Origin of the sequence: Pseudomonas sp. GCM10022186, from assembly GCF_042656385.1 — a bacterium.
Lineage (GTDB): Bacteria > Pseudomonadota > Gammaproteobacteria > Pseudomonadales > Pseudomonadaceae > Metapseudomonas.
In genome coordinates this window covers 25206-51153 of sequence record NZ_JBHSOU010000020.1, presented here as the reverse complement: position 1 = coordinate 51153, position 25948 = coordinate 25206, and the positions used below count along the sequence as shown (strand labels likewise).

The following is a 25948-nucleotide window of genomic DNA, read 5'->3' as shown; positions in this document are numbered from 1 at the left end:
GCATGGGCCCGTCAAACGATTCGCCCATATGCCAGGAGTACCAGATGAAACAAGAAATCCTGATTGTCGGTGGTGGTTTTGCCGGGGTCTGGAGCGCCTTGAGCGCCATGCGCCTGCTCGATCAGCATGGACGAACCGATATCGCCGTGACCCTGCTCGCGCCGCAGCCGGAACTCCATATCCGCCCCCGTTTCTACGAGCCTGGCGTGCACGCCATGAAGGCGCCGCTGCTGGAGCTGTTCGCCGCGGTGGGGATCACCTATGTCCAGGGCACGGCGCTGCAGATCGATCCGGAGGGCAAGCGAGTCCTGTATCGGGATGAGTCGGGCGCCGAGGCTTCCCGGGGCTTCGACCGTCTCGTGCTGGCCTCGGGCAGCCGCCTGCAGCGGCCTGCGCTGGCGGGGCTGGACGAGCATGCCTTCGATGTGGACCAGATCGACACGGCGGTCCAGCTGGAGCGTCACCTGGAATCGCTCGCGCGGCGGCCGGCTTCGGCGGCACGCAACACGGTGGTGGTGGCGGGGGGCGGGTTCACCGGGATCGAAACGGCAACGGAGATGCCGGCCCGCTTGCGGGCGGTGCTGGGGGATGATACGGCGATCAGGGTGGTGGTGGTCGACAGGGGCGAGCAGATCGCCGCCGCGCTGGGCGACGGGATTCGTCCAGCCATCAGCGAGGCGTCCCGGGAACTGGGGATCGAATGGAGCCTTGGCAACTCGGTGGCCGCGGTCGACGCCGAGGGTGTGGAGTTGGCCGATGGCCAGCGCATCGAGGCGAACACGGTGATCTGGACCGTGGGCTTTCGCGCCAGTGACCTGACCGAGCAGATCGCCTCCCCGCGTGATGCCCAGGGGCGTCTGCTGGTGGATCCGTATCTGAAGGTCAGCCATCAGGCCGCCATCTATGCCGCGGGCGACACCGCTCGTGCGGCGACGGACGAAGTCGGCAATTTCTCGGTGATGTCCTGCCAGCACGCCATCGCCCTGGGCCGCCATGCCGGGAACAACGCCGCGGCCGAGCTCATTGGCGTGGCGCCCAAGGTCTACAGCCAGCCCAAGTACGTGACCTGTCTCGATCTCGGCGCCTGGGGTGCGGTGTTCACCGAGGGCTGGGACCGCCAGGTGAAGCTGGTGGGGGACGAAGCCAAGGACCTGAAGCGGCAGATCAACACCCAGTGGATCTATCCCCCCGTGGCGGACCGCGCCGTCGCCCTGGCAGCCGCCGATCCGGCAATTCCCGTTGCATGAGCAGGCCGCGGCTTGAGCTCAGCCCATCACTGCTCCCTCTCTCTTCAGGGAGAGGGTTGGGGTGAGGGTGGCAGGGTGTTCCCCGGGCAGGCCTGCGGCCTGCATCGCGAATGAATTCGCCCCCACAGGGAAAGCACGAGCCAACCGCCGGCCCGGACTGCTCCCTCTCCCTTCAGGGGCGACCGGCGAGGGGAGGGTTGGGGTGAGGGCAAACCGGTGGCAGGGTGCATCCCAAGGGCAGGCCTGCGGCCTGCATCGCGAATGAATTCGCCCCCACAGGGAAAGCACGAGCCAACCGTCGGCACGGACTGCTCCCTCTCCCTTCAGGGGCGACCGGCGAGGGGAGGGCTGGGGAGAGGGCAAACCGGCGGCGGTGTTCCCCGGGCAGGCCTGCATCGCGAATGAATTCGCTCCCGCAGGAAAAGCACCCCTGGCGCGTCAGTGCCGCTTTTGCGCTTCGCTTCTGATCTGGCTGAGGGACTGCCGGGGCGTGATGGCGTCCGGGTCGATGCGGATTTCGATCAGGGACGGCACGCCCGCTGCGCTGCAGCGTTCGAAGGCTGCGGGGAAGTCTTCGGTGCGTTCCACCGTCTCCCCGTGCAGGCCATGGGCGCGAGCCAGGGCGGCGAAGTCGGGATTACTCAGGTCGGTGCCGCTGACCCGTCCCGGATAGTTGCGTTCCTGGTGCATGCGGATGGTGCCGTACATGCCGTTGTTGACCACGATGAAGATGACGTTGGCGCCGTAGTGCGCTGCGGTGGCGATCTCCTGGCCATTCATGAGGAAGCAGCCGTCGCCGGCGAAAGCCACGACGGTGCGCTGCGGATAGGTGCGCTTGGCCGCCACGGCCGCTGGTACGCCGTAGCCCATGGAGCCGTTGGTGGGGCCCAGCTGGGTACGGAACTGCCGGTACTGGTAGAAGCGCTGCACCCACACGGCGTAGTTGCCCGCGCCATTGGTGAGAATCGCATCGGCGGGGAGGTGGTCGCGCAGCCAGGCGATGACGTCGGCCATCTGCACCGCCCCGGGAGTGGGCTGGGCGACGAGATTCTCCCGATAGTTGCGATTCAGCGCGGCCCGCCAGTCCGGGCAGCGGTTCCCGTCCATTTCGGGCAGGTCCGCCGCCAGCGCGGCGAAGGTCGCCATGCCGCTGTTGATCCCCAGGGTGGGCTGGTAGACCCGGCCCAGTTCCTCGATTCCCGCGTGGACATGTACCAGCGTCTGCCGGGGCACCGGGATTTCCACGGTCGTGTAGCCGTTGGTGGAGACTTCGCCCAGCCTGGCGCCCACCACCAACAGCAGGTCGGCATCCTTCACCGCCTGGACCAGTTTGGGGCCGGCGGCGAAGCCCAGGTCGCCGGCATAGTTGGGGTGGGTGTTGTCGAACAGGTCCTGGCAGCGGAAGGACGCGGCCACCGGCAGGTCGTGGCGCTCGGCGAAGCGGCGGATATCCGCAACCGCGCCGGCCGTCCAGCCGCCACCGCCGAGAATCATCAGTGGGCGTTCGGCACGCTGCAGCAGGTGGTGGAGCGCCTGCATGTCTGCGGCATTGGCATGGGGCTCGATGGCGCGGGCCGGGCCGGCATCGGCGACGCTCACCCTTTCGGTCAGCATGTCTTCGGGAAGCGCTACCACCACCGGACCGGGGCGGCCGTTCATGGCGCGGTGGAACGCCTGGCTAAGGAGTTCCGGAATCCGGCGGGTGTCGTCTACCTGCACCACCCACTTGGCCAGCGGCGCGAACATGGCGCGGAAGTCGATTTCCTGGAAGGCCTCGCGGTCCCGCTGGTCGCGGGCGACCTGGCCGATGAAGAGGATCATCGGCGTCGAGTCCTGGAAGGCCGTGTGCACCCCCGCCGAGGCATTGGTGGCGCCTGGTCCGCGGGTCACGAAGCAGATGCCGGGCTTGCCCGTCAGCTTGCCGTAGGCTTCGGCCATGTAGGCCGCGCCGCCTTCCTGCCGGCAGACGACAAGGTCGATCTGCTCCTGCGCGTCATGGAGCGCATCGAGGACGGCCAGGTAGCTTTCACCGGGAACGCAGAAGGCCCGTTCGACGCCGTTGATGCGTAGGGCGTCGACCAGGATCTGGCCGCCGCTGCGACTCTTGAGTGGCTGGTTCATCGGTCATTCCTCGTGCTGGGCTGGTACGAGTGGCGGGGCCCGCTGCGACGTGATCCCGCAGGATGTCTTATAGACGCTTATCGGCCTCTGCTAGAGGAGCGGCGGCAGATGGAGCGTGGCGGAGCAGTCGAGGATGGAGCGTCGCTGGGTCGCGGCATAGAGCTCCAGTTCGTTGAGCACCGTGGCCCCCAGGGCGGCATGGAAATCGGCTTGGTTGGAGCTGAGCACGTAGTTCACCTGGGCGTTGTCGCCGAGGTTGGACTGGAAGATCCCGGCAGCGCTGACCGGCAGGAAATCCTCGTACACCAGGGGCTCATAGTGCACATGGCCGGCCTGGATGAGGTCGTCAAGGGTGCGCGGCCGTACCTCGTTGCTGCGCGCCGCCATGCCTTTGTCGGTGACGAAGTAGCGGAAGTAGGCCAGGCCCTGGGTGCGCATCTGGTCGTAGTTGTCCGGGAACGCCTGGAAGTGCTTGTCCAGCAGTTGGTTGTAGCGCCCGGCATTCTGTTCGCTGGGGAATTCCTTCAACTCGGCCCGGGCATCGTTCAGCAGCTGGTCGTACAGCTCCCGGCCTTTCGGGGTCAGGGCTGCGCCACGTTGCTCGATCTCGCCGAAGCGAGCGGTATGGCTGCCCTCGGCGCTGTCCTGGCCGACGAAGGCGACCTTCTCCTGCAGGGCCTTGAAGCTGGTCTGGCGCAGCAGGATCGGGCATTTGCGGCGCGGTGGCCCCTCCACCACCGCCTTGGGGGTGATGCCGTGCCCGGGCATGCCGTCCTGGATCTGGTCGATGTCCAGCGTGCGCGGCGTCAGGTGATTGATATGGGGGCCCTTGAAGGCCACTACATCGGCGATGAGCCGGTGCTGCCCATGCAGCTGGTCGTACTCGGCGGCGGTGACGGTCGCTTCGGTGTGCCAGCGGAAGGTTTCCAGGGCTTCCTTCACGAACTCAGCGGCATCGGCTTCGTTCAGGCCACCCTCGGCTTCGAACTTGCCGATCAGTTCCTTCGCCCGCGCGGTGAAGATATTGCGCTTGGCCAGGATGTAGCTGGCGAGCTTGCGCAGCTCCGGGTTGTCGATCAGTTCCAGGCGCAGCAGCGAGGTGAACACCCGGAACGGGCTGACCTGCAGGGCGCTTTCATGCACGGCGCGGAAGGCAGTGGAATGCACCGGCACCCCGGCCGGGCTGAGATCGTAGTAGCCCACCGGCTGCATGCCCATGACCGCGAACAGGCGGCGAATGGTGGACAGCTCTTCCGCCGTGCCGACGCGGATCGCGCCATGGCGCTCCATGGCCAGGCGGCCGAGCTCTCCGGTCCAGCGCAGGTGCTCCTCGACCTCGGGGGATTCTTCCATCACCTTGCGGTTGGTTTCCGCCACCAGGTCCAGCAGATCGCCGTAGAGCGGGACTTCGGCCTTGTACATGTCGGACATGGCGCGAGAGAACTGAGCGCGAATTTCGGACGGGTCGATGAACCCCTGGTTGTTCATGATGAAGAAGTCTCCTGGACGCGTGATGTGAGCCCGTAAGCCGGGCCGATCGGCCCGGTAGGCATGCCCCGGATTCTGCTGAGCTTCCGCATCCCGTACAAACGACATCTTCTCAGTACTTCATTCTCCTGGGGAATGAAGTGCTCCCCCTCAGTTGCAGGGCCTGGCAAGCGCCGCCGACCCGCCTCGGGAATGATTCCGGCAGCTATGGATTCCCCATCGTAGGGTGCGCCGCGCGCACCGATTGCGGGATCGACCATCGCGCGACGTCCAACCACTGGTGCGCACGGCGCACCCTACCGGCATGGTTTCTCGAGCTCGAATGAAAAAGGCCCCTGGATCAGGCCATGACCAGGAGACTTGGGCAACAACAGCGGCGTGGTTGTGCGATCAGCGTGTGGACAGCACCCTCAGGAGGGCCTGTATGGGGTGGGCGAGTTCCACGCCGCTCAGGCGGTCGGCCTGGCTGCGGCAGGAGTAACCGTTCGCCAGCAGTCGCTGGTGGCCGGCCTGTTCCTCGACGACCTTGCGCCAGGACAGGTCGTAGATCTTCTCGGAGGTCTCTCGATTGGCCGTCTCGTGGCCGTAGGTGCCGGACATGCCGCAGCAGCCCACGGGCAGCATCCTGAGATTCAGGCCCAGTCGTTTGAATACCTCCGGCCAGAGCGCGGTGGCCGCGGGAGCGTTGGTCTTCTCGGTGCAATGGCCGAGCAGGTAGTAGTCGTCTCCAGCGGCCGCCACGGGGGATTCCTCCAGGGCCTGTGCCAGCCATTCCTGGGGCAGCAGCACATCCGGCGCTTCCTGGCCCAGCAGTTTGCGGTACTCCTGGCGGTAGACCAGCGTCATGGCCGGGTCCAGTCCGACCAGCTTCACACCATGGCCGCCCAGTTCATTGAGCATGGCGGCGTTCTTCCGTGCCGCCTTTTCGAAGGCGCCGAGGAAGCCCAGCACCTGCAGTGGCTTGCCGTTAGGCCGGTAGGGCGCGAGCAGGACCTTGAAGCCCAGGCGCGAAAGGACCTCGATCAGGTCGGCCAGCAGCCGGGTTTCGAAGTAGCGGGTGAAGGCATCCTGCACGAGGATGACGCTGCGCTCGCGCTGCTCCGCCGATAGCGCTCGCAGCCTTTCCGGGCTGGCGACCGCGACATTCCAGCGCTTCAGCACCGGCTCCAGGTCGATCCGGCTGAGCAGGGGGCTGTCGACCATTCCGGCGTGGTTCTTCAGGAACGCCTGGATCACGCCCAGGCGCATCAGGCCGTTGTAGAGGGACGGGAGTTTGGCGAAGTGGGGAATGCTGAACTCCAGCGAGCCGATCAGGTAGTCCTTGAGCGGGCGCAGGTAGCGGCTGTGGTAGAGCTCCAGGAAACGCGAGCGGAACTCGGGGACGTTGACCTTCACCGGGCACTGGCCCGCGCAGGACTTGCATGCCAGGCAGCCGGACATGGCTTCGAAGACTTCGTGGGAGAAATCCTCGACGCCCCTGCGTTTGTCCAGGGTGTTTCTCACCTTGCCCAGCAGGCCGCTGAAGGGCGAGGCGGATCGGATGGCGCTGGCGGACCCAATGACGTCGACCCCGGACTGTCCCTGCAGGCGCAGCCACTCGCGGATCAGCGACGCCCGCCCCTTGGGGGACTGGGTGCGCTCGCGGGTGGCCTTCCAGGACGGGCACATCGCATCGAAGGGGTCGTAGCTGTAGCAGGCACCGTTGCCATTGCAGTGCACGGCCGACTCGTAGCTGCGCCAGATACGCTCGTCGATCTGGCGATCGAAGTCGCCGCGCATCGTGACTTCGTCGATCTTCAGCAACTCGTCCCGGGAGCCCAGCGGGGTGGCGATCTTGCCCGGGTTCAGCTGGTTGAAGGGGTCGAAGGCGGACTTGATCGCCTGCAGGGCCGGGTAGAGTTCACCGAAGAATTTCGGCGCATATTCCGAGCGCACCCCCTTGCCGTGTTCCCCCCAGAGCAGGCCGCCGTACTTGTGGGCCAGCCGCGCCACACCGTCGCTGATGGGGCGCACCAGGGCCGCCTGGGCCGGGTCCTTCATGTCGAGGGCGGGGCGCACGTGCAACACGCCGGCGTCGACATGGCCGAACATGCCGTACTGCAGATTGAAACCGTCCAGCAGGGCGCGGAACTCGGCGATGAAATCCGCCAGCGCTTCCGGCGGTACCGCCGTGTCTTCCACGAATGGCTGGGGCCGGACCTCGCCTTGCACGTTGCCCAGCAGGCCCACGGCGCGCTTGCGCATGGCATAGACCTTGGATACCGCAACAGATCCGCGGGCGAGGGTATGGCCGATCCGCCTGACGCTGGCGTCGCCCTTGAGGTGCTCGATGAAGGAGGCCACCTTCGCCTCCAGTGCCGCCGCATCGTCCCCGCTGAACTCCACCAGGTTGATGCCCAGGGTGGGGATTGCCGGATCGGCCGGGAAGTACTCGGCCACGTCGTGCCAGACGATGTCCTTCATGGCCAGCCCCAGGACCTTGGAATCCACCGTCTCGATGGAGAGCGGTGCCATCGCCATCAGTGCCCGGGCGTCCCGCAAGGCTTCCATGAAGCTGGCGTAGGACACGTTCACCAGCACCGAGTGCTTCGGGATGGGCAGGACGTTCAGTTTCGCCTCGACGATGAAACCGAGGGAGCCTTCGGACCCGCAGAGAATGTTGTTGAGGTTGAAGCGGCCGTCGGCGCCGCGGATGTGCGCGAGGTCGTAGCCGGTCAGGCAGCGGTTCAGCCTGGGGAAGCCGGCAGCGATCAGGTCGGCATGCTCGCGCTGGACATCCAGCACGGCCCGGTGGACTTCACCCAGGCGCCCTGCACTGGCGACCAGCCCGTCCAGCTCCCGATCCGAAACGGGGCCGGTCTTGAGCCACTGGCCGCCGAGCAGGATGCTGTCCAGGGCCAGGACATGGTCGCGGGTCTTGCCGTAGGTGCAGCTGCCCTGGCCGCTGGCGTCGGTATTGATCATGCCGCCGATGGTGGCGCGGTTGGAGGTGGACAGCTCCGGGGCGAAGAACAGGCCGTGGGGTTTCAAGGCCGCATTGAGCTGGTCCTTCACTACGCCCGCCTGCACCCGTACCCAGCGTTCCTCGGCGTTGATTTCGAGGATGCGGTTCATATGCCGCGACAGGTCGACCACCAGCCCGTGGGTCAGGGACTGGCCATTGGTGCCGGTGCCACCTCCGCGCGGGGTGAGGGCAATCTCCCGGAACTGCCGTTCCGCGGCGAGGGCGGCGATGCGCTGGACATCCTCGGCGTGCAGCGGGAACAGCGCCGCTTGTGGCAGGCGCTGATAGATCGAGTTGTCGGTCGCCAGCACGGTGCGGTTGCCGTAGTCAGGGGAAATCTCCCCTTGGAAACCGCGCGCCTTGAGCGACTCCAGGAAGGAACGGTAGAGCCTTGTGGGCTCTACCGGTGCAGCGATACGGGCAATCATGGCGTCAGCGGATACCTGCCAGGCATTCTTCGAAAATGTCCAGGCCCCGCTCGAACAGCTCGGGCTCGATGGTCAGGGGGGCGAGCAGGCGTACCACGTGACGGCTCTTGCCGCTGGGCATCAGCAGCAGGCCCTTGCGGCGCGCCGCCTCGATAAGCTCGGCCAACTGCTGGGTGCCGGGCTTGCCCTCCGGGGTCAGCAGTTCGATGCCGCGCATGGCATCGGTGCCGGTCAGGCGACCCAGGCAGGGCGAGATGGCGCGCTGGCGCCAGCTCTCGTAGCGGCGCTGGATGGCCTGGCTCTGGGCTTCGCCCCAGGAGGAAAGGTTGGCGTCGCTCATCTGCTTCAGGCTGGCCAGGGCCGCGGCGCAAGCCAAGGGGTTGCCGGAGTAGGTGCCGCCCAGGCCGCCCTTGGGCAGGGCGTTCATCAGCGCCTCGCGGCCCACCACCGCCCCCAGGGGCAGGCCCCCGGCGATGCTCTTGCCGAGCAGCAGCAGGTCCGGCTCGATGCCCAGGCGGGAGAAGGCGAAGCGCTGCCCGGTGCGGCCGAAGCCGGACTGGATTTCGTCGACGATCAGGTAGATGCCGTTGGCGTCGCAGAATTTGCGCAGGCCCTGGGCAAAGGCCGGGTCCATGGCCAGGAAGCCGCCTTCGCCCTGCACGGGCTCGAAGATGAAGCAGGCCACTTCGCCGATATCGATCTCGACGCTGAACAGGCGCTCGATGGCCCTGAAGGCCTCGTCCGCGGTCACACCGGTATCCGGGCTGGGGTAGGGGACGTGGTAGACCGGGCCGGGCAGGGTGCCCACCCGTTGCTTGTAAGGGGCGACCTTGCCGTTGAGGTTGAGGGTCGCCAGGGTGCGGCCGTGGAAGCCGCCGTCGAAGGCGATCACCACGCTGCGGCCGGTAGCGGCACGAACGATCTTCAGGGCGTTCTCCGCCGCTTCGGCGCCGCTGTTGGTCAGCATGCCCGCCAGCGGGTAGCTGACCGGGATGAAGTCCGCCAGGGCCTGCATCAGCTCGCGATAGCCCTGGTGGGGCACGGCGTTGAACGCCGAGTGGGTGAGGCGTTGGGCCTGGTCGGTGATGGCCGCGACCACGGCGGGGTTGCAGTGCCCCAGGTTGAGTACGCCGATGCCGCCGACGAAGTCGATGTACTCGTTGCCTTCGGTATCCCACACACGGGCGTTCTGGCCATGGGTCAGGGTGATGGGGTGAACGACCGACAGCGAGGCGCTGATGGTGGACGGGTTCATAGGCGCACCTCCGCCTGGTTGTTCAGCGGGGCGGGGCAGCGGGCACGCAGGGGCATTTCGGCATTCCTCTTCGAGGGGGATTTCCCTTTATCAGAGCGAGGAACCAAGGCCTGTCACAAGCGAAAAGAAATTATCGGGTCATTCCTTGAATTCGGGATGTCCGCTCGAGTGGGCGCTGCTGTGGGGGCGATTTCAATCGCTGGGCAGACCGCAGGTCTGCCTTGCGAGGGGCGGGGGGCAGCTGCGCTGCCCTTGGCGAATGAATTCGCCCCCATAGATTCATTGAGCGGCCTCGTACGGGCTTTCTCGGCCCACCTTTTCCAGGATCCAGTCGACGAAGGCGCGCACCTTGGGGATATCGATGGACTGCTCGGCATAGGCGATGAAGTGGGAACCCTGGCTCACCTTGTGGTGTTCCCAGGGGATCACCAGCTTGGCCTCGGCGAGTTCGTCCTCGACCAGGAAGCGCGGTACCAGGGCCACACCACAGCCGGACTGCGCCGCCCTGATGCACATGTAGAAGGTGTCGAAGCGCGGGCCATGGTAGCTGTGCTCGGTGTCGATGCCTTGCTCTTCGAACCATTCGTGCCAGGCCTCGGGGCGCGAGGTGCACTGCAGCAGCACGAGGTCGGCCAGTTCGCCGGCGCTGGAAAAGGGGCGGCCGGGAAGAATTTCGGGGAGGCAGACCGGCACCACATCCTCGCCGAACAACTCGATGCAGGTGGCTCCCGGCCAGGAGCCCTGGCCGTAGAAGAAGGCCACGTCCGCCTTGGCCTGCACCAGGTCGAAGGGTTCCAGCTCGTTGCGGATATCCAGGTGGATATTGGGATTGCGCCGGGTGAAGCCCTTGAGGTTCGGGATCAGCCAGCGAGCACCGAAGGTGGGCTGGGTGGCGACGCGCAGCACCTCGGTTTCGCCGCCATAGGAGAGGATGTAGCGGCTCGAGATATCCACCTGGGTCAGGATCTTGTTGACCTCCGCCAGATACAGCTCGCCCGCCGGAGTGAGCTGCAGGCGCCGGCGCACGCGGTGGAACAGCAGGTGCTGGAGCATTTCCTCCAGTTGCGCGACCTGCTTGCTCACGGCGCTCTGGGTCAGGTGCAGTTCCTCGGCAGCGCGGGTGAAGCTCATGTGCCGCGCTGCGGACTCGAAGCACTGAAGGGCGGCCATGGTGGGAAGCAATCGTTTGGACATGTCGATCTCGGCGGCGGAATCCGGGTGTGATCATTCCTGAGTGGAATGATGTGGTGCTTAAAGGTCGTTTGTTGGGCTGGGGGATCCGGATTAATACTGACCCCCGTCAATGATTTCAACCACTCACCAGATGCAGGAGAAAAACATGGTTGGCGAGCTGCTCAAGAGCCTTGGTGTCAGTGCCAGTGCGTACCAGGGGGGCAACCATGCCGTATACACCCCCATCGACGGTAGCCGGATCGGGCAAGTGACCCTGGAAGGCCCGGAGGCCGTTCGCGGCAAGATCGACGTCGCCCACAAGGCCTTCCTGGCCTGGCGCGACGTGCCGGCCCCGCGTCGTGGTGAGCTGGTCCGCCTGTTCGGCGAGGTGCTGCGCAAGAACAAGGCGGCGCTGGGCGAGCTGGTCTCCATCGAGGCCGGCAAGATCACCCAGGAAGGCCTGGGCGAGGTGCAGGAAATGATCGACATCTGCGACTTCGCCGTCGGCCTGTCCCGCCAGCTCTACGGCCTGACCATCGCCTCCGAGCGCCCCGGTCACCACATGCGTGAAACCTGGCACCCGCTGGGTGTGGTGGGCGTCATCAGCGCCTTCAACTTCCCCGTGGCCGTGTGGGCCTGGAACACCAGCCTGGCGCTGGTCTGCGGCAACTCGGTGATCTGGAAACCCTCCGAGAAGACCCCGCTGACCGCACTGGCCTGCCAGGCGCTGTTCGAAGAGGCCCTGAAGCAGTTCGGCGAGGCGCCGGAAGGTCTGAGCCAGTTGCTGATCGGCGATCGCAAGGCTGGCGAAGTGCTGGTGGACGATCCCCGCGTGCCGCTGGTCAGCGCCACCGGCAGCACCCGCATGGGCCGCGAAGTCGGTCCGCGCGTTGCTGCCCGTTTTGGCCGCAGCATCCTGGAACTGGGCGGCAACAACGCCATGATCCTCACCCCCAGCGCCGACCTGGACCTGGCCGTGCGCGGCATCCTGTTCGCCGCCGTCGGCACTGCGGGCCAGCGCTGCACCACCCTGCGGCGCCTGATCGTGCATCGCTCCATCAAGGACGACGTGGTGGCGCGGGTGAAAGCCGCCTACGGCAAGGTGCGCATCGGTGATCCGCGCAAGGACAACCTGGTCGGCCCGCTGATGGACAAGCAGGCGTTTACCGCCATGCAGGATGCCCTGGCCCGCGCCCGTGACGAGGGCGGTCAGGTGTTCGGCGGCGAGCGCAAGCTGCAGGACCAGTACCCCAACGCCTACTACGTGGCACCGGCCATCGTCGAGATGCCGGGGCAGACCGAAGTGGTGCGCCACGAAACCTTCGCGCCGATCCTCTACGTCATCGCCTACGACGACTTCGAGGAAGCGCTGCGCCTGAACAACGAAGTTCCCCAGGGCCTGTCGTCCTGCATCTTCACCACCGACGTGCGCGAGGCGGAGCGTTTCCAGAGCGCGTCGGGCAGCGATTGCGGCATCGCCAACGTCAACATCGGCACCAGTGGTGCGGAGATCGGCGGTGCCTTCGGTGGCGAGAAGGAAACCGGTGGCGGCCGCGAGTCCGGCTCGGATTCCTGGAAGGCCTACATGCGTCGCCAGACCAACACCGTCAACTACTCCCGCGAACTCCCCCTGGCCCAGGGGATAGTGTTCGACTGACCACGCGCTTCCCCATGCCGGACGACCGTGCCCGGCATGGGGCTTTTTTGTTCGCCGGATTCCAGGGAATGCCACGACAACCGCTCTGCGCGGTTCGTGGGCTGGCACGCACTTCCAGCAGTTGCGTCAGCCCGCGCGGATGATCGAAGAGGAAGTTTTCATGAGTGGATTTCGCCAAGAGTGTCTCTGGGAGAAGCTGACGCCCCAGCCTGTGGCGGCACGGGTGCTGTCCGGTGAAGCGCGCTTCGATGTGTGCGTCATCGGCGGCGGCATCACCGGCCTGACCGCGGCGCTCAAGCTGCAGGAGCAGGGCCGCTCGGTGTGCATCCTCGAAGCCCACGAAGTGGGGCATGGCGGCTCCGGGCGCAACGTCGGCCTGGTCAACGCCGGTACCTGGATCAAGCCCGACGATGTCGAGTCCACGCTCGGGCAGAAGCAGGGGGCGCGCCTGAATCGAGTGCTCGGCCAGGCTCCGGCGGAGGTCTTCGCCGCCATCCGCCGCCATGGCATCGACTGCCAGGCGGTGAACCAGGGCACCTTGCACATGGCGCACAACGAGGCGGGCCTGGCCGACCTGCGGGACCGCGAGGCGCAATGGCGCCGCCGTGGCGCCGATGTGGAGCTGCTGACCGGGGCCGCCTGCGCCGAGTACTGCGGCACCGACAGGATCGCCGGGGCGCTGCTGGACCGCCGCGCCGGCACCATCAACCCCATGGGCTACACCAAGGGTCTCGCCCAGGCCTTCCTCCGCGCCGGCGGCGCGCTCTACCAGCGCTCGCCGGTGGTGGACCTGCAGCGCCAGGCCAACGACTGGCTGGTGCGCAGCGACGCCGGCGCCGTGGTGGCGGGGCAGGTGGTGATCTCCACCGGCGCCTACACCGAAGGCGAGTGGACCGAAGTGCGCCGCAACTACTTCCGCGGTTACTACTACCAGGTGGCCTCGCAGCCGCTGGCCGGCGCCGCCGCCGACTGCGTCCTGCCCCATGGGCAGGGCTCCTGGGACACCCGCACCGTGCTCAGCAGCATCCGCCGCGACGCCGAGGGGCGCCTGCTGCTGGGCAGCCTGGGCAAGGCCAGCAACAAGCCGGACTGGTTCGTGCGCAGCTGGGCCGACCGCATCCAGCAACACTACTTCCCCGAACTGGGCCAGGTGGAGTGGGAGCTGCACTGGACCGGCTGCATCGACTTCACTCCCGACCACCTTATGCGCCTGTTCGCCCCGGCGCCCGGTGTGGTCGCGGTGACCGGCTACAACGGCCGTGGCAACACCACCGGCACCGTGATCGGCCAGGCCCTGGCGGAGTATCTGCTGAAGGACGACCCGGCGGCGCTGCCGATTCCCTTCGCCCCGATGAAGAGCCTGCGCACGGCCGCTCTGCGCAGCTGCTTCTACGAGGCGGGTTTCTCCCTGTATCACGCGGGCCAGTGCCTCAGAGTGATCCTCTGACCTGAACCCGGCACAAGAACAGGGCGGGCAGCCCCGGCTGCCCGCCCGAGGGAAGGGCTTTGCCCGGAAAAACCCTCGCATCGTTCCCGGACGACTTTTCGCTGCCTTGGACGCGCACTCCCGATGCGCTGATCGACAACCACTGGACAACAACAAAGAGGTCAACCCATGAGCAAAGCCAACTTCATGCAGCCCGCCCGCCTCACCGCACTGTGCGTCGCGATGGGCCTCGCCGTCGCCGCCCAGGCCGATATCAAGGTCGGCGTCGCCGGTCCCCACACCGGTGCCAACGCCGCCTATGGCGACCAGCTCTGGCGCGGTGCGGTACAGGCCGCCGAGGACATCAATGCCAAGGGCGGCATCAATGGCGAGAAGATCGTCCTGGTCAAGGCCGACGACGCCTGCGAGCCGAAGCAGGCCCTGGCCGTGGCCAACCGCCTGGTGGATTCCGACCAGGTGTCCGCCGTCATCGGCCACTTCTGTTCCTCGTCCACCATCCCGGCCTCCGAGATCTACGACGACGCCGGCCTGCTGGTCATCACCCCCGGCTCCACCAACCCGCAGGTCACCGAGCGCGGCCTTGCCGGCATGTTCCGCATCTGCGGACGCGATGACCAGCAGGGCGTCATCGCCGGTAACTACATTGTCGACGAGCTGAAGGCCACCAAGGTCGCCATCATCCACGACAAGGACACCTACGGTCAGGGCCTGGCCGATGCCACCAAGGCGCAGCTGGCCAAGCGCGGTGTGAAGGAAGTCCTGTACGAAGGCCTGACCCGTGGCGAGAAGGACTTCAACGCCCTGGTCACCAAGATTCGCGCCTCCGGCGCCGAAGTCGTCTACTTCGGCGGCCTGCACCCCGAAGCCGGCCCGCTGGTCCGGCAGATGCGCGAGCAGGGCCTGACCGCCAAGTTCCTCTCCGACGACGGCATCGTCACCGACGAACTGGTCACCACCGCTGGCGGCCCGCAGTACACCGACGGCGTTCTCATGACCTTCGTCGCGGACCCGCGCGGCCAGGCGGAAGGCCAGGCGGTGGTGGAGCGCTTCCGCGCCAACGGCTATGAACCGGAAGGCTTCACGATGTTCTCCTATGCCGCGATGCAGGCCATTGCCGCGGCCTTCCAGGCCACCGGCGGCAGCGATGGCGCCAAGGCCAGCGAATGGCTGAAGGGCAACGCGGTGAGCACCGTCATGGGCACCAAGGAATGGGACGAGAAGGGCGACCTGACGGTGTCGCCGTACGTGATGTACCGCTGGGACGCGCAAGGCAAGTACAGCCAGCTCTGACAGAAGGGCGGGCACCACGCCGCGTCGACGGGGCGGTTGGCCAGTCGATGCGCGTGATGCCCTTACTCGATCTGCCGGGCAGCCCTTGACCCGGCCCGCGCCGAGGCTTCGGCGCGGGCTCCCTCATCCCCCGCTTCGGGAGAGCCCTTGTGGACGTGCTATTTCAACAACTGGTCAATGGCCTGACCCTGGGGTCGGTCTATGGCTTGATCGCCATCGGCTACACCATGGTTTACGGCATCATCGGCATGATCAACTTCGCCCACGGCGAGGTGTACATGATCTCCGCCTACCTCGCTGCGATCACCCTGGCCATCCTGGCCTTCTGCGGCCTGGAATCCTTCCCGCTGCTGATCCTCGGCACCCTGTTGCTCACCATCCTGGTGACTGGCGTGTACGGATTCGTGATCGAGCGCATCGCCTACAAGCCGCTGCGCAACTCCACCCGCCTGGCGCCGCTGATCTCCGCCATCGGCATGTCGCTGATCCTGCAGAACTATGTGCAACTGAGCCAGGGTGCCCGCCAGCAGGGTATTCCCACGCTGCTCGATGGCGCGCTGAAGTTCCAGGTGGGCGAAGGCTTCGTGCAGCTGACCTACACCAAGGTGTTCATCCTGGTCGCCGCCTTCCTCGGCATGGCGGCGCTGACCTTCATCATCCAGCGCACCAGGCTCGGCCGCATGTGCCGCGCCACCCAGCAGGACCGCAAGATGGCCTCGATCCTCGGCATCGACACCGACCGGGTCATCTCCTACGTGTTCGTCATCGGTGCCGCCATGGCCGCCCTGGCCGGCGTGCTGATCACCATGAACTACGGCACCTTCGACTTCTACGCCGGCTTCATCATCGGCATCAAGGCCTTCACCGCCGCGGTGCTCGGCGGCATCGGCTCGCTGCCCGGCGCCATGCTCGGCGGCATCATCCTCGGCATCGCCGAGGCGCAGTTCTCCGGCATGGTCAACACCGACTACAAGGACGTCTTCAGCTTCTCCCTGCTGGTGCTGATCCTGATCTTCCGTCCCCAAGGCCTGCTCGGCCGTCCGTTCGTCGCGAAGGTGTGACATGTCGACTCAATCGACTTCCCTCGATATCAAGAAAAGCCTCCTGGATGCCATCATCGCGGGTCTGCTGGCCCTGATCGTATTCGGCCCCATCGTTGGCGTGGTGCTGGACGGCTACGGCTTCGATCTCCAGTTCGAGCGCGTGGGCTGGATCATCGCGACTGTGATGGCGGGCCGCCTGGCCGTCAGCCTTTTCCTGCAGACCCCCAGGGGCAAAGCCTTTCACAGCCGTTTCGAGCTGACTGGCAGCGGTGTCCATGTACTGCCACCCGGCCACAGGTCGAACATCCGCTGGGTCATGGCCCTGCTCGTCCTGGTGGCCGTGGCGCTACCATTCGTGGCCAGCAAGTACCTGCTCACCGTGGTCATCCTCGGCCTGATCTACGTGCTGCTGGGCCTGGGCCTGAACATAGTGGTGGGCCTGGCCGGCCTGCTGGACCTCGGCTACGTGGCCTTCTACGCCATCGGCGCCTACGGCCTGGCGCTCGGCTACGACCACCTGGGCCTCGGCTTCTGGTCCGCCTTGCCCCTGGCCGCCATCGCCGCGGCGCTGGCGGGAGCCATCCTGGGCTTCCCGGTGCTGCGCATGCACGGCGACTACCTGGCCATCGTCACCCTGGGTTTTGGCGAGATCATCCGCCTGGTGCTGAACAACTGGCTGGAGTTCACCGGCGGCCCCAACGGCCTGTCCGTACCGAGCCCCACCTTCATGGGCCTGGAATTCGGCCGGCGGGCCAAGGAAGGCGGGGTGCCGATCCATGAGTTCTTCGGTGTCGCCTACAACCCCAACCTGAAGTTCGCGTTCATCTACGTGGTGATCTTCCTCACCGTGCTGCTGGTGCTCTATATCAAGCGCCGCCTGACCCGCATGCCCATCGGCCGCGCCTGGGAAGCGCTGCGCGAAGACGAGATCGCCTGTCGCGCCATGGGCCTGAACCACGTGCTGGTGAAGCTCTCGGCCTTCATGATCGGCGCCTCCACCGCGGGCCTGGCCGGGGTGTTCTTCGCCAGCTACCAGGGCTTCGTCAACCCCACCTCATTCACCTTCTTCGAGTCGGCGCTGATCCTCGCCATCGTGGTGCTCGGCGGCATGGGCTCCACCGTCGGGGTGGTGATCGCCGCCTTCGTGCTCACCGTCGCGCCGGAGCTGCTGCGCAACTTCGCCGACTACCGCGTGCTGCTGTTCGGCGTGCTGATGGTGCTGATGATGGTGTGGAAGCCGAGGGGCCTGATCCGTGTCAGTCGAGTGGGGGTGGCCGCACCGAAGGGGTATGCGCAATGAGTGACGATATTCTGCGGGTCGAGCACCTGATGATGCATTTCGGCGGCATCAAGGCGCTCAAGGATGTGAACCTGGCGGTGCAGCGCGGCTCCATCACCGCCCTGATCGGCCCCAATGGCGCGGGCAAGACCACGGTGTTCAACTGCCTGACCGGCTTCTATACCGCCAGCGGCGGGCGCATCGAGCTGAAGGCGCGGAACCGCTCGACCAATGTCATCCAGGTGCTGGGCGAGCCGTTCCAGCCCACCGACTTCGTCAACCCGGTGAGTTTCGCGCGGCGTCTCTACTACAAGATGTTCGGCGGCACCCACCAGGTGAATCGCGCGGGGCTGGCCCGTACCTTCCAGAACATCCGCCTGTTCAAGGAAATGACGGTGGTCGAGAACCTGCTGGTGGCCCAGCACATGCAGGCCGACCGCAACCTGCTCGCCGGCATCTTCAATACGCCGGGCTATCGGCGTACCGAGGAGCGGCTGCTGGAGCGCGCCTTCTACTGGCTCGGAGTGGTCGATCTGCTTGGCTGCGCCAACCGCCTGGCCGGCGAACTCTCCTACGGCCAGCAGCGCCGCCTGGAAATCGCCCGCGCCATGTGCACCGGGCCGGAGCTGATCTGCCTCGACGAACCGGCCGCAGGCCTGAACCCGGCGGAAACCGTGGCGCTGACGTCGATCATCCGCACGCTGCGCGACAAGCACGGGGTGACGGTGCTGCTGATCGAGCACGACATGGGCATGGTGATGAGCATCTCCGACCACGTCATCGTGCTGGAACACGGCGACGTGATCGCCCAGGGCCAGCCGGAACACATCCAGAACAACGAACGGGTAATCGCGGCCTATCTCGGCGCGGAAGAGGAGGAGGTGGCATGAGTGCGCCCATTCTGGAACTGCGGGATGTGGACGTGTTCTACGGGCCCATCCAGGCATTGAAGAAGGTATCCCTGGAGATTCACGCCGGCGAGACGGTGTCGCTGATCGGTGCCAACGGCGCCGGCAAGTCGACCCTGCTGATGTCCATCTTCGGCCAGCCGCGGGTCAGCTCGGGCCAGATCTTCTACCGGGGTGAGGACATCAGCCGGCGTACGCCGCACTACATCGCGTCCAACGGCATCGCCCAGTCCCCCGAGGGACGCCGCGTGTTCCCGGACATGACGGTGGAGGAGAACCTGCTGATGGGGACCATTCCCGTCGGCATGGAGCACGCCGAGCAGGACATGGAGCGCATGTTCCAGCTGTTTCCACGTCTCAAGGAGCGGCGCAACCAGCGGGCCATGACCATGTCCGGTGGTGAGCAGCAGATGCTCGCCATCGCCCGCGCCTTGATGAGCCGGCCGAAGATCCTGCTGCTGGATGAACCGAGCCTTGGCCTGGCGCCCATCGTGGTCAAGCAGATCTTCCGGACCCTGCGTGAGCTTGCCGCCGAAGGCATGACCATCTTCCTGGTGGAGCAGAACGCCAATCACGCGTTGAAGCTCAGCGACCGCTCCTACGTGATGGTCACCGGCGAGATTCGCATGACCGGTAGCGGCCAGGAGCTGCTCGAGGACCCGCAGGTGCGTGCTGCGTACCTGGGCGGGCACTGATCCGTCCGGCCGCAGGCTGCGAATCGACGCGGCCGGCTCGCCACGGGGCGAGCCGGCCCGCGCACACTCCGGGCGCCTAGGTCACCTGCAGTATCCGCATCATCTCGTGGTCTTCGTGGGAGAGGATGTGACAGTGCCAGACGTATAGCCCTCGCTTGTTGAAACGCGCCTTGATCCGCACCACCTGGCCCGTGGGGTTGCCCGACTCCGGCTCGGGGTTGCCGGGTAGGGCCGTGACCATGTCCTTCGGCGCTGCCTGGAAGTATTCGGGGCCGACCGGCGCGGCGGAGAAGCGCTTGATGAAGGAGATTTGCGGTGCCTCGCCCATCATGCCGTCGTGCTGCGGGATCATTTGCGAGCCGGTGACCTGATACTCGAACACTTGCCGATCCAGGATCTCGAAATTGACCAGGTGCAGATGGACCGGGTGGGCATCGGCAGTGAAGTTGTAGATCTCCCAGATCTCGGTGCTGCCCAGGCTTGGCAGTTCAGTGGTCGGTTGGAACCACGCGTAGGCGGTCGCCACATTGGTGGTGTTGAGATTGCCTGACTTGACTGTCCCCAGCAGCGGCTCCAGCCGCCCGAAACCGTCATTGCCCTCGAAGAGCGCCACCCTGCGGACCGTCGCATTGCCGGGTACGCCCGCGAAGCTGGGCAGGAGCTGGGGCTGGAAGCCATCCGCCACGCCGGACCTGGGCCTGACCACGTCGAAGGCCATGACCCGGTCGGTCTGGCGGTCATCGAACAGGTCTTCCGGGGCCAGGTCGGCGCCGAACGCACCGCCGAAGGGTGAGTCGCCGCCCAGGTTCTTCATGATCACCCGGCTGCCGAAGGGGACCTGGGCGAAGTCGATGACGACGTCGTAGCGGCCACCGGGCTCGAATACCAGCATGTTCGTCTCGCGAGGCGTGCCCAGGCCCTGGTCGCTGCCGATCACCCAGAAGGGCAATGGTGCGCCGGCACTGGAATCGTTGGGGTCCGTGACGTTGCCGGCGACCGTTACGAACTGCAGCACCATGAATCTGGAGTCGCAGCCGTTCACCAGGCGCAAGCGGTAGTGGCGCGGTTCGACATTGGCCTTGGGCCAGATCTTGCCATTGACCACGATGTGGTCGCCGAAGAACTCGGCCAGTGCAGTTGGGCCTCCATTGGGGAAGTGATCGGGGGGCAGGATGACACCTTCACCCGCGATGAAGTCGTCGTAGAACGGATCGCCCGGAAACGCCGGGTAGAACAGCGCGCCCTTCTCGGTGAACATCCGGTCCTGGATCAGGTAGGCCAGTTCATAGGGATAGGCGGGTAGGCCGAGAGGATTGCCGGGCAGGCCGGTGTCGAACTGGTCACGGATGATGTACTGGCCGGCAAGGCCCGCATAGACATTGAGGCGGGTTATGCCCAGGGCGTGGTCGTGGTACCACAGGTGGCACGCCGGCACGCTGTTGTTGTAGCGGAAGAGGTCGGTGAAGCCTCCCTGGACGAAGTCCCATTGCGGCCCGGTTATCTTGCCGCCCGGGCTGTAGAAGAGTTCCGGATGGCCGTCGAACTGGAAATCACTGTTGCCGCCGTGGAGGTGGGTACTGATCGGTACCCCATTGTTCTTGATGCTGAACCGGCGGTAGTCGACGCCATTGGCCGAGTTGTCCCCATGCAGCGAATAGCACCAGTGCACATTGGTATCGAGGGGAAGCAGGTGACTCTTGCTGCGCAGTTCGTTGCGCCAGCGAACCAGGGCCTCCTCCGCTCCCCCCGCCGAACTGTTGACCACCTGGATCGTCTGGCCGGGCCAGCTGACGGTTCCTGAGCCGTAGCCCCAGACCCGGGTCCACAGTTTCTTGCCATTCGATGGTTGTATAAGGCCGGTCTGCTGGTCGGTTTCGGTGATCCGGACGTTGAAGTCAGGGTTCATGGCGGCCTGTCCGCCGACACTGAAGTCCTTGAACAGAAACGCCGGGTCCAGCGCATTGGGCGCCAACTCGACGAACTTGGGTTGCAGCGCAGGGTCGCTCAGCAAACCGACGTGCGAAAAGAATGCGGCTGCCTGCGCACGGCGCAGGAAGGGGTGGGTGGGGAGCATGAGTGCGCCCGCGGCGAGCGCGCTGTATTGGAGAATCCGACGCCTTGAGATCATGTTCAGTCCTCCCAGATTTCGGGATCGGAGGCAGATGGGGACCCCTGTCGGATGGCAGGGCGCTCTCACCATTACCCCGCTCTGGTGCCCCGGAATTGATCTGGATCAATTCCGGGCGGCCATGGCCGGCAACCATCCGACAGGCCTCTGCGTTCGGGGGATGGGTGGTTGCGATGACCCGGGGAGTCGGCGCCAGAGATCAACTTCGAGATCAGCATCAGGAACTCGCTCCGTGCGCCGCAATCTGAGGGGAACGCAATCACCCAAGGAGTCACCATGCGTTTTCGCAACACGGCTGCAACCCTCGTCCTGATCGCCGCCCCCTTCGCTTCGGCCATGGCCGATCACAAGCACCACGGTGAGCACGACGACCTGCTGCGCAGCCTGCTCTCCACCGGCGCCACCACCGCTTCCACCTACCTGACCAGCGGCGGCGACGACAAGCTCGTCGGCCCCGTGCAGGACGATGCCAGCAGCTTCATCGCCAGCGATGGCGCCATCCGCGGCCCCTACCTGGAGGCCGAGCTGCGGCGGCTGCGCAGCGAGAACCCCGCGCTGCAGGCCCACAGCGACCTGGAGCTGGCCAGCGCGATTCTCGCCGCCGACAAGCAGTGATTCCCCCTCGGTTCCCGTAGCGCTGGCCACGGGAGCCCCCGGATACCCGCCATTGGTCACCGACAGACGTCGAACCGCCTTCCGGAACATGGCTCGGGGCTGAAGGTCTGACTCTACGACCGGCTTCTGCGCGGTCTGCATCTCGGAAATCCCAAGGCTCCTGGCTTGTGGAGGGGGACTCGCGATGAAAGGAATGACTGTGTTGCTCCTGACTGCTGTGATGGCGCTGGGCGGTTGCAGCCTCCGGCTTCCAGGTATCGGCATCGATATCGGCGACCCTGGTCATGACCATGGCCACGGGGAGTTCTGTCCGCCGGGGCAGGCGAAGAAGGGCAACTGCTGATCGCCGCCCTGCATGATGCACGCGCCGACCAACGGCACAGGCAGAAATTCCTGGCCGGGAGGCGGCGCGGGCTATAGTCTGCGCCACCCGCAAAGCTTCCCGGCATGCCCCTATGGACGACGATCTCGACCTCCACGAACCCGAACACGACCACCTGCTCGACAACGACGACGAGCTGGATGACGAGTTCTTCCTCGACGACGAAGACGGCGATCCGCTCGATGCGCCGGAAGGGCAGTGCGATTACTGCGGCGAACCGACCGAGAGGACGGACCGGCGCGGTCAGTTCATCTGTGGGGATTGCGCTGACTTCGACTGAAGTCAGGCGAAGTTCTCGCCCTGGTCGAGTACGGCCAGCGCCCATTCTTCCTGGCCCGGTTCCACCAGCTCCGCCACGCGCCAGGTCCTGACGCGACCGACATCGACGTGGATGAAGCCCTTCGACGGGTAGAAACCCACGCCGCCGGCACCGATGGCGCGGACCAGCTTGCCCAGCCGTTCGACGCTGACGCCCGGAATGCGGATGTCGGCCGCCATGCCTCGGATGTGCAGCGAATTGCGCACGGCGCCTTCCAGGGTGGCGTTGTGCTGGGGGGTGCGGTAACCGCTGTTGATGAGGATGCGCGTTGGCAACTGGTTGATGCGTAACCATGCCTGGATCAGGAAGAGCAGGTCCAGCAACCTGACGTTGATCTTCACCGTGCTCTTGTACCGGACGTCCCGCAGTATGTGGCAACCCTTGCGGTAGCCGGCCAGGTCCCAGCCCTTGCCCTTGCGGAAATAGCAGAAGGTGGCGACTTCGCCCGCCGCGGGGCGTTCCAGGCGCAGGTGGCGGTCACGATTGAGCAGGCGGGCATGGAAGGCGCGGGGGCGCAGCTTCGCGTCGATTCGGCTGGCCATGGCGTCGCCGGTGGCCATGAGCACCGCGTAGGCGGCGAAGGCCTTGAGTACTTGGCGCCGGGATATGCCAGGGGTGGAAGCAGCCATGATCGACCGCGCTCCATGGGCCGGGTCCACGACTATACACCTGGCGGCGGGCGCTTCGGAGCCTCAGTAAACATCCCCGTTCGTAGAACGTGGAGTTTCTTTTGGGAGCGGGGCCTACCTACGCATTCGGGGCACAACTTCTGTACTTGCCCCACCGTAGGGTGCGCCATGCGCACCGATCGCGGGATCAGCCCCTGCGCCGCGCTCAACCCTTGGTGCGCGCGGCGCACCCTACCAGGTCAATTTGAGTCGTAACAGGCAGATCCGGTTACTTATGACCATGGGCTCCCGTGGTTCAGCGGTGGCCTTTCCTGTGCCCGTCTCGGTCTCCGTCCCTGTCATCGTGGTCGCGGTGGCTATCCCAGCCTCCGCGGTGGTGGTCGTCATCGAAGTGGTGGATGATGCAGCCGCCACTGCTGGCGAGGATGGTAGCCAGCAAGGCGATCTTGATGACCCGGGCAAGCATGGGCGGTACCTCTCGAGGCAAGGGGCGAGTCCCCATGTCCTTGAGACAGCTGCCGGGCTGAAAGGGTCAGCCTTCCGGCCTTTCCAGGCGCCGGGCGATCTGTTCGAGCAGGACCAGGTCGTCCTCGACCAGGCGGCCCTCGCTGGCGGCCAGCATCAGGCGGTCCAGCACCTGGCGCGAGCGCGGGCTGAGCCGCTGTTCGCGGGCGTAATCGCCGGCCTCGGATTCGGCGATCTGCAGCACAGGATTCAACAGGTCGTTGAGTGTCACCTCTAGCACCTTGGCGATTCGCCTCAGGTCATCGAAAGAGGGCTCCCGGGAGTCCCGCTCGTAGTTGCCGATGCGGGATTGGGATTCCCAGCCGCACTCGTTGGCCAGGGCCTGTTGCGAGAGTCCTTTCAGCTTTCTGTAGTGCGCAATGCGCGATCCAAGCGTATTCATGCCGCGAATCTTAATTACGGAATGAATCGTCCTTGGTTCACTTATCGTGTTTGCATGGTTATCGAAATGTGATTATGGTAGGCGCCAGCTCGGCAATTGCCAAGGTTGATCACGGACGATGAGGAAACCGGTATGGCCAGGACTGGTCCGCCACCGCCAGGGATATTGAAGCCCGGGGCAAGGCGGTGTCGCTGTTGCGATGGGGCTGTCAGCGCATGTCGCGATGCGCTCTGGCAGGCCCGGCGGACAGGCCGCAGCTGGTGGATACCCTGGTCCACCGGCCCGCCCGGCTGATCGAAGAATGCTGTCTCTGATTCGCCCCCTGTCCGTACCCGCGGGCAGGGGGCTTCTGCGTTCAGGCCCGGCGAGACCCATTGCTGAAATGGATAGCCACTATCGAGGCAACTGATTTCTATCAGCAGGGTCGCACCCATAGTCTTGCTCCATGAAATGCGATGGAGGTGAGGCGATGTCCCACGTTGATGTCATGTCCCTGGTCGGTACCGCGGTTCCGGAGGCGCTTCGGGCCGATGGCCATATGGCCTGCTGGTTCGTGGTGGTGGATGGCGTGATGCGTTCCGGGCCCTTCATCTCCCGCGAAGCGGCCGGCGCCAGCAAGGCGATCTGGCTGCTGGAGCTGGCCCGCCGCCAGCGCAGCCCCCACAGCCTGCTGGCTTGAGGCGCCGGCTCCCGCTCAGCCCTTTCTGCTCCATGCTCCCCTTGGCCCGCCTGTATGGCGGGCATTTTGTTTGCGCATCCGCCGTCTTGGTTAAACTGGGGCTTTTCCAGGAAGCCGTATCGTGAAGTGGGACATCTTCTGCAACGTCATCGACAACTTTGGCGACATCGGCGTGACCTGGCGCCTGGCGCGCCAATTGGTGGCCGAGCACGGCCAGGCGGTGCGCCTGTGGGTGGACGAGCCGGCCGTATTCGCGCCGCTCTGTCCCCAGGCCGATCCGGAGGCGGACAGCCAATGGCAGCAGGGCGTGGAAATCCGCCACTGGCGCCGTGACTGGCGGCCGGTCGACGCGGCGGATGTGGTGATCGAAGCCTTCGCCTGCCAGTTGCCGGAGCAATACCTGGCAGCCATGGCGGCGCGTGCGGACCCGCCCCGCTGGCTGAACCTGGAGTACCTCAGCGCCGAGGATTGGGTGGCCGGCTGTCATGGCCTGCCGTCCTTCCAGCCCAATGGCCTGCAGAAGGCCTTCTATTTCCCCGGCTTTGCCGAGGGCACCGGCGGCCTGCTGCGTGAAGCCGGGCTGCTGGAGCGACGCCGGGCCTTCCAGGCCGACCCCGAGGCGCGCCGCGCCTTTCTCGAAGAGCTGGGCGTGGAACTGGAAGACGGCGCGCTGCTGGTTTCCCTCTTCGCCTACGAGAACGCTGCGCTGGCGGGCTGGCTGGATGCCTTGGCCGCCGGCGATCGGCCGGTGCAGCTGCTGGTGCCTGTCGGCCGGGTGTTGGCTGACCTGGCGCGCTGGCTGGGGGAGGACAGGCTGGTCGCGGGTGCCCGTTTCCGCCATGGCCGCCTGTCGATTGCCGTGCTGCCCTTCGTCAGCCAGGAGGATTATGACCTTGTCCTCTGGAGCTGCGATTTCAACGCCGTGCGCGGCGAGGATTCCTTCGTCCGTGCGCAGTGGGCGGGGCGGCCGCTGCTCTGGCACATCTACCAGCAGGAAGAGGACGCGCACTGGGAAAAGCTCGAGGCGTTCCTCGCTGTCCATTGCCGCGATCTGTCCCCGGCCGCCGCGGCCGCGCTGACCGAAAGCTGGCGGGCCTGGAACCGGGGCGAGGGGATGGGCCAAGCCTGGGCTGCGCTGATGGCGCAGTGGCCGGAATTGCAATCCCACGCCGAGCGCTGGTGCGCGATTCAGGCCGGTCGAACCGATCTTGCGTCGGGTCTGGTGCAGTTTTGTACAAAACCGCTATGATACGC

The 25948-nt window shown here is 65.8% G+C and carries 20 protein-coding genes; 12 read left to right on the top strand and 8 right to left on the bottom strand.

Going from position 1 to position 25948, the window contains the following annotated elements:
* Nucleotides 1-44 precede the first annotated feature (44 nt).
* A complete protein-coding gene (locus ACFPU0_RS10560; RefSeq protein WP_377692912.1) occupies nt 45-1247 on the top strand; it encodes an NAD(P)/FAD-dependent oxidoreductase in 1203 nt (400 codons plus the stop codon).
* Nucleotides 1248-1685: 438 nt separating this feature from the next.
* On the opposite strand, the gene ACFPU0_RS10555 is transcribed toward ACFPU0_RS10560, so the two are convergent.
* From ACFPU0_RS10555 to ACFPU0_RS10535, 5 genes are all read right to left on the bottom strand, one after another.
* Nucleotides 1686-3368 carry a thiamine pyrophosphate-binding protein gene (locus tag ACFPU0_RS10555; RefSeq protein WP_377692911.1) on the bottom strand — a complete coding sequence of 561 codons (1683 nt, stop codon included), beginning with the start codon at nt 3366-3368 and terminating at the stop codon, nt 1686-1688.
* 90 nt (nt 3369-3458) lie between these two features.
* Nucleotides 3459-4856: a VOC family protein gene (locus tag ACFPU0_RS10550; protein WP_377692910.1), complete on the bottom strand. Its 1398-nt coding sequence runs from the start codon at nt 4854-4856 to the stop codon at nt 3459-3461.
* 390 nt (nt 4857-5246) lie between these two features.
* A complete protein-coding gene (locus ACFPU0_RS10545; protein ID WP_377692909.1) occupies nt 5247-8288 on the bottom strand; it encodes an FAD-binding and (Fe-S)-binding domain-containing protein in 3042 nt (1013 codons plus the stop codon).
* 4 nt (nt 8289-8292) lie between these two features.
* Nucleotides 8293-9543, bottom strand: a complete 1251-nt coding sequence (locus tag ACFPU0_RS10540) for an aspartate aminotransferase family protein (RefSeq protein ID WP_377692907.1) — start codon at nt 9541-9543, stop codon at nt 8293-8295.
* 279 nt (nt 9544-9822) lie between these two features.
* Nucleotides 9823-10737 (bottom strand): LysR substrate-binding domain-containing protein, encoded by a 915-nt coding sequence (locus ACFPU0_RS10535; RefSeq protein ID WP_377692906.1) that lies wholly within the window; start codon nt 10735-10737, stop codon nt 9823-9825.
* A 145-nt stretch (nt 10738-10882) separates the two neighbouring features.
* Between ACFPU0_RS10535 and ACFPU0_RS10530 the strand changes: the two genes are divergently transcribed.
* The 7 genes from ACFPU0_RS10530 to ACFPU0_RS10500 all read left to right on the top strand — a co-directional run bounded on the left by ACFPU0_RS10530 (nt 10883) and on the right by ACFPU0_RS10500 (nt 19035).
* Entirely contained in the window at nt 10883-12373 is a 1491-nt protein-coding gene (locus ACFPU0_RS10530) for an aldehyde dehydrogenase family protein (RefSeq protein WP_377692905.1), read from the top strand.
* Nucleotides 12374-12533: 160 nt separating this feature from the next.
* Nucleotides 12534-13820 (top strand): NAD(P)/FAD-dependent oxidoreductase, encoded by a 1287-nt coding sequence (locus ACFPU0_RS10525; RefSeq protein WP_377692904.1) that lies wholly within the window; start codon nt 12534-12536, stop codon nt 13818-13820.
* Between the two features lie 168 nt (nt 13821-13988).
* Nucleotides 13989-15110 (top strand): ABC transporter substrate-binding protein, encoded by a 1122-nt coding sequence (locus ACFPU0_RS10520; protein WP_377692903.1) that lies wholly within the window; start codon nt 13989-13991, stop codon nt 15108-15110.
* Between the two features lie 149 nt (nt 15111-15259).
* Nucleotides 15260-16171 carry an ABC transporter permease subunit gene (locus ACFPU0_RS10515; RefSeq protein WP_377692902.1) on the top strand — a complete coding sequence of 304 codons (912 nt, stop codon included), beginning with the start codon at nt 15260-15262 and terminating at the stop codon, nt 16169-16171.
* Between the two features lies 1 nt (nt 16172).
* Nucleotides 16173-17453 (top strand): high-affinity branched-chain amino acid ABC transporter permease LivM, encoded by a 1281-nt coding sequence (gene livM, locus ACFPU0_RS10510; RefSeq protein WP_377692901.1) that lies wholly within the window; start codon nt 16173-16175, stop codon nt 17451-17453.
* Nucleotides 17450-18322 carry an ABC transporter ATP-binding protein gene (locus ACFPU0_RS10505; RefSeq protein ID WP_377692900.1) on the top strand — a complete coding sequence of 291 codons (873 nt, stop codon included), beginning with the start codon at nt 17450-17452 and terminating at the stop codon, nt 18320-18322. The genes livM and ACFPU0_RS10505 overlap by 4 nt, the downstream gene beginning before the upstream one ends.
* Entirely contained in the window at nt 18319-19035 is a 717-nt protein-coding gene (locus tag ACFPU0_RS10500; RefSeq protein WP_377692899.1) for an ABC transporter ATP-binding protein, read from the top strand. Before ACFPU0_RS10505 ends, ACFPU0_RS10500 begins: the two co-directional genes overlap by 4 nt.
* A 76-nt stretch (nt 19036-19111) precedes the next feature.
* Here the strand turns inward: ACFPU0_RS10500 and ACFPU0_RS10495 are convergent, their stop codons facing one another.
* Nucleotides 19112-21163, bottom strand: a complete 2052-nt coding sequence (locus tag ACFPU0_RS10495; RefSeq protein WP_377692898.1) for a multicopper oxidase family protein — start codon at nt 21161-21163, stop codon at nt 19112-19114.
* Nucleotides 21164-21439: 276 nt separating this feature from the next.
* Here ACFPU0_RS10495 and ACFPU0_RS10490 point away from each other — a divergent pair, with 276 nt between their 5' ends.
* Together ACFPU0_RS10490 and ACFPU0_RS10485 are read left to right on the top strand one after the other, a co-directional pair.
* Complete coding sequence (locus ACFPU0_RS10490) at nt 21440-21778, top strand: DUF2388 domain-containing protein (RefSeq protein ID WP_377692897.1); 339 nt, start codon at nt 21440-21442, stop codon at nt 21776-21778.
* 455 nt (nt 21779-22233) lie between these two features.
* The gene (locus ACFPU0_RS10485; RefSeq protein ID WP_377692896.1) at nt 22234-22440 is read left to right on the top strand and encodes a hypothetical protein; all 207 of its coding nucleotides are present in this window, start codon (nt 22234-22236) and stop codon (nt 22438-22440) included.
* 2 nt (nt 22441-22442) lie between these two features.
* Here the strand turns inward: ACFPU0_RS10485 and ACFPU0_RS10480 are convergent, their stop codons facing one another.
* Nucleotides 22443-23108: a YcbK family protein gene (locus ACFPU0_RS10480; protein ID WP_377692895.1), complete on the bottom strand. Its 666-nt coding sequence runs from the start codon at nt 23106-23108 to the stop codon at nt 22443-22445.
* Between the two features lie 532 nt (nt 23109-23640).
* Complete coding sequence (locus ACFPU0_RS10475) at nt 23641-24015, bottom strand: helix-turn-helix domain-containing protein (RefSeq protein ID WP_377692894.1); 375 nt, start codon at nt 24013-24015, stop codon at nt 23641-23643.
* Between the two features lie 469 nt (nt 24016-24484).
* On the opposite strand from ACFPU0_RS10475, the gene ACFPU0_RS10470 reads away from it, so the two are divergent.
* Together ACFPU0_RS10470 and earP are read left to right on the top strand one after the other, a co-directional pair.
* On the top strand, nt 24485-24694 hold the full coding sequence (locus ACFPU0_RS10470) for a hypothetical protein (protein WP_377692893.1): 210 nt from the start codon (nt 24485-24487) through the stop codon (nt 24692-24694).
* A gap of 118 nt (nt 24695-24812) precedes the next feature.
* Nucleotides 24813-25943 (top strand): elongation factor P maturation arginine rhamnosyltransferase EarP, encoded by a 1131-nt coding sequence (gene earP, locus ACFPU0_RS10465; RefSeq protein ID WP_377692956.1) that lies wholly within the window; start codon nt 24813-24815, stop codon nt 25941-25943.
* Nucleotides 25944-25948: the final 5 nt, after the last annotated feature.

What these genes read in the sequence shown, in the direction of transcription:
- ACFPU0_RS10560 (WP_377692912.1), top strand. Translation starts at nt 45, where the DNA reads ATGAAACAAGAAATCCTGATTGTCGGTGGTGGTTTTGCCGGGGTCTGG.
- ACFPU0_RS10555 (WP_377692911.1), bottom strand. Translation starts at nt 3,368, where the DNA reads ATGAACCAGCCACTCAAGAGTCGCAGCGGCGGCCAGATCCTGGTCGAC.
- ACFPU0_RS10550 (WP_377692910.1), bottom strand. Translation starts at nt 4,856, where the DNA reads ATGAACAACCAGGGGTTCATCGACCCGTCCGAAATTCGCGCTCAGTTC.
- ACFPU0_RS10545 (WP_377692909.1), bottom strand. Translation starts at nt 8,288, where the DNA reads ATGATTGCCCGTATCGCTGCACCGGTAGAGCCCACAAGGCTCTACCGT.
- ACFPU0_RS10540 (WP_377692907.1), bottom strand. Translation starts at nt 9,543, where the DNA reads ATGAACCCGTCCACCATCAGCGCCTCGCTGTCGGTCGTTCACCCCATC.
- ACFPU0_RS10535 (WP_377692906.1), bottom strand. Translation starts at nt 10,737, where the DNA reads ATGTCCAAACGATTGCTTCCCACCATGGCCGCCCTTCAGTGCTTCGAG.
- ACFPU0_RS10530 (WP_377692905.1), top strand. Translation starts at nt 10,883, where the DNA reads ATGGTTGGCGAGCTGCTCAAGAGCCTTGGTGTCAGTGCCAGTGCGTAC.
- ACFPU0_RS10525 (WP_377692904.1), top strand. Translation starts at nt 12,534, where the DNA reads ATGAGTGGATTTCGCCAAGAGTGTCTCTGGGAGAAGCTGACGCCCCAG.
- ACFPU0_RS10520 (WP_377692903.1), top strand. Translation starts at nt 13,989, where the DNA reads ATGAGCAAAGCCAACTTCATGCAGCCCGCCCGCCTCACCGCACTGTGC.
- livM (WP_377692901.1), top strand. Translation starts at nt 16,173, where the DNA reads ATGTCGACTCAATCGACTTCCCTCGATATCAAGAAAAGCCTCCTGGAT.
- ACFPU0_RS10505 (WP_377692900.1), top strand. Translation starts at nt 17,450, where the DNA reads ATGAGTGACGATATTCTGCGGGTCGAGCACCTGATGATGCATTTCGGC.
- ACFPU0_RS10500 (WP_377692899.1), top strand. Translation starts at nt 18,319, where the DNA reads ATGAGTGCGCCCATTCTGGAACTGCGGGATGTGGACGTGTTCTACGGG.
- ACFPU0_RS10495 (WP_377692898.1), bottom strand. Translation starts at nt 21,163, where the DNA reads ATGATCTCAAGGCGTCGGATTCTCCAATACAGCGCGCTCGCCGCGGGC.
- ACFPU0_RS10490 (WP_377692897.1), top strand. Translation starts at nt 21,440, where the DNA reads ATGCGTTTTCGCAACACGGCTGCAACCCTCGTCCTGATCGCCGCCCCC.
- ACFPU0_RS10485 (WP_377692896.1), top strand. Translation starts at nt 22,234, where the DNA reads ATGGACGACGATCTCGACCTCCACGAACCCGAACACGACCACCTGCTC.
- ACFPU0_RS10480 (WP_377692895.1), bottom strand. Translation starts at nt 23,108, where the DNA reads ATGGCTGCTTCCACCCCTGGCATATCCCGGCGCCAAGTACTCAAGGCC.
- ACFPU0_RS10475 (WP_377692894.1), bottom strand. Translation starts at nt 24,015, where the DNA reads ATGAATACGCTTGGATCGCGCATTGCGCACTACAGAAAGCTGAAAGGA.
- ACFPU0_RS10470 (WP_377692893.1), top strand. Translation starts at nt 24,485, where the DNA reads ATGTCCCACGTTGATGTCATGTCCCTGGTCGGTACCGCGGTTCCGGAG.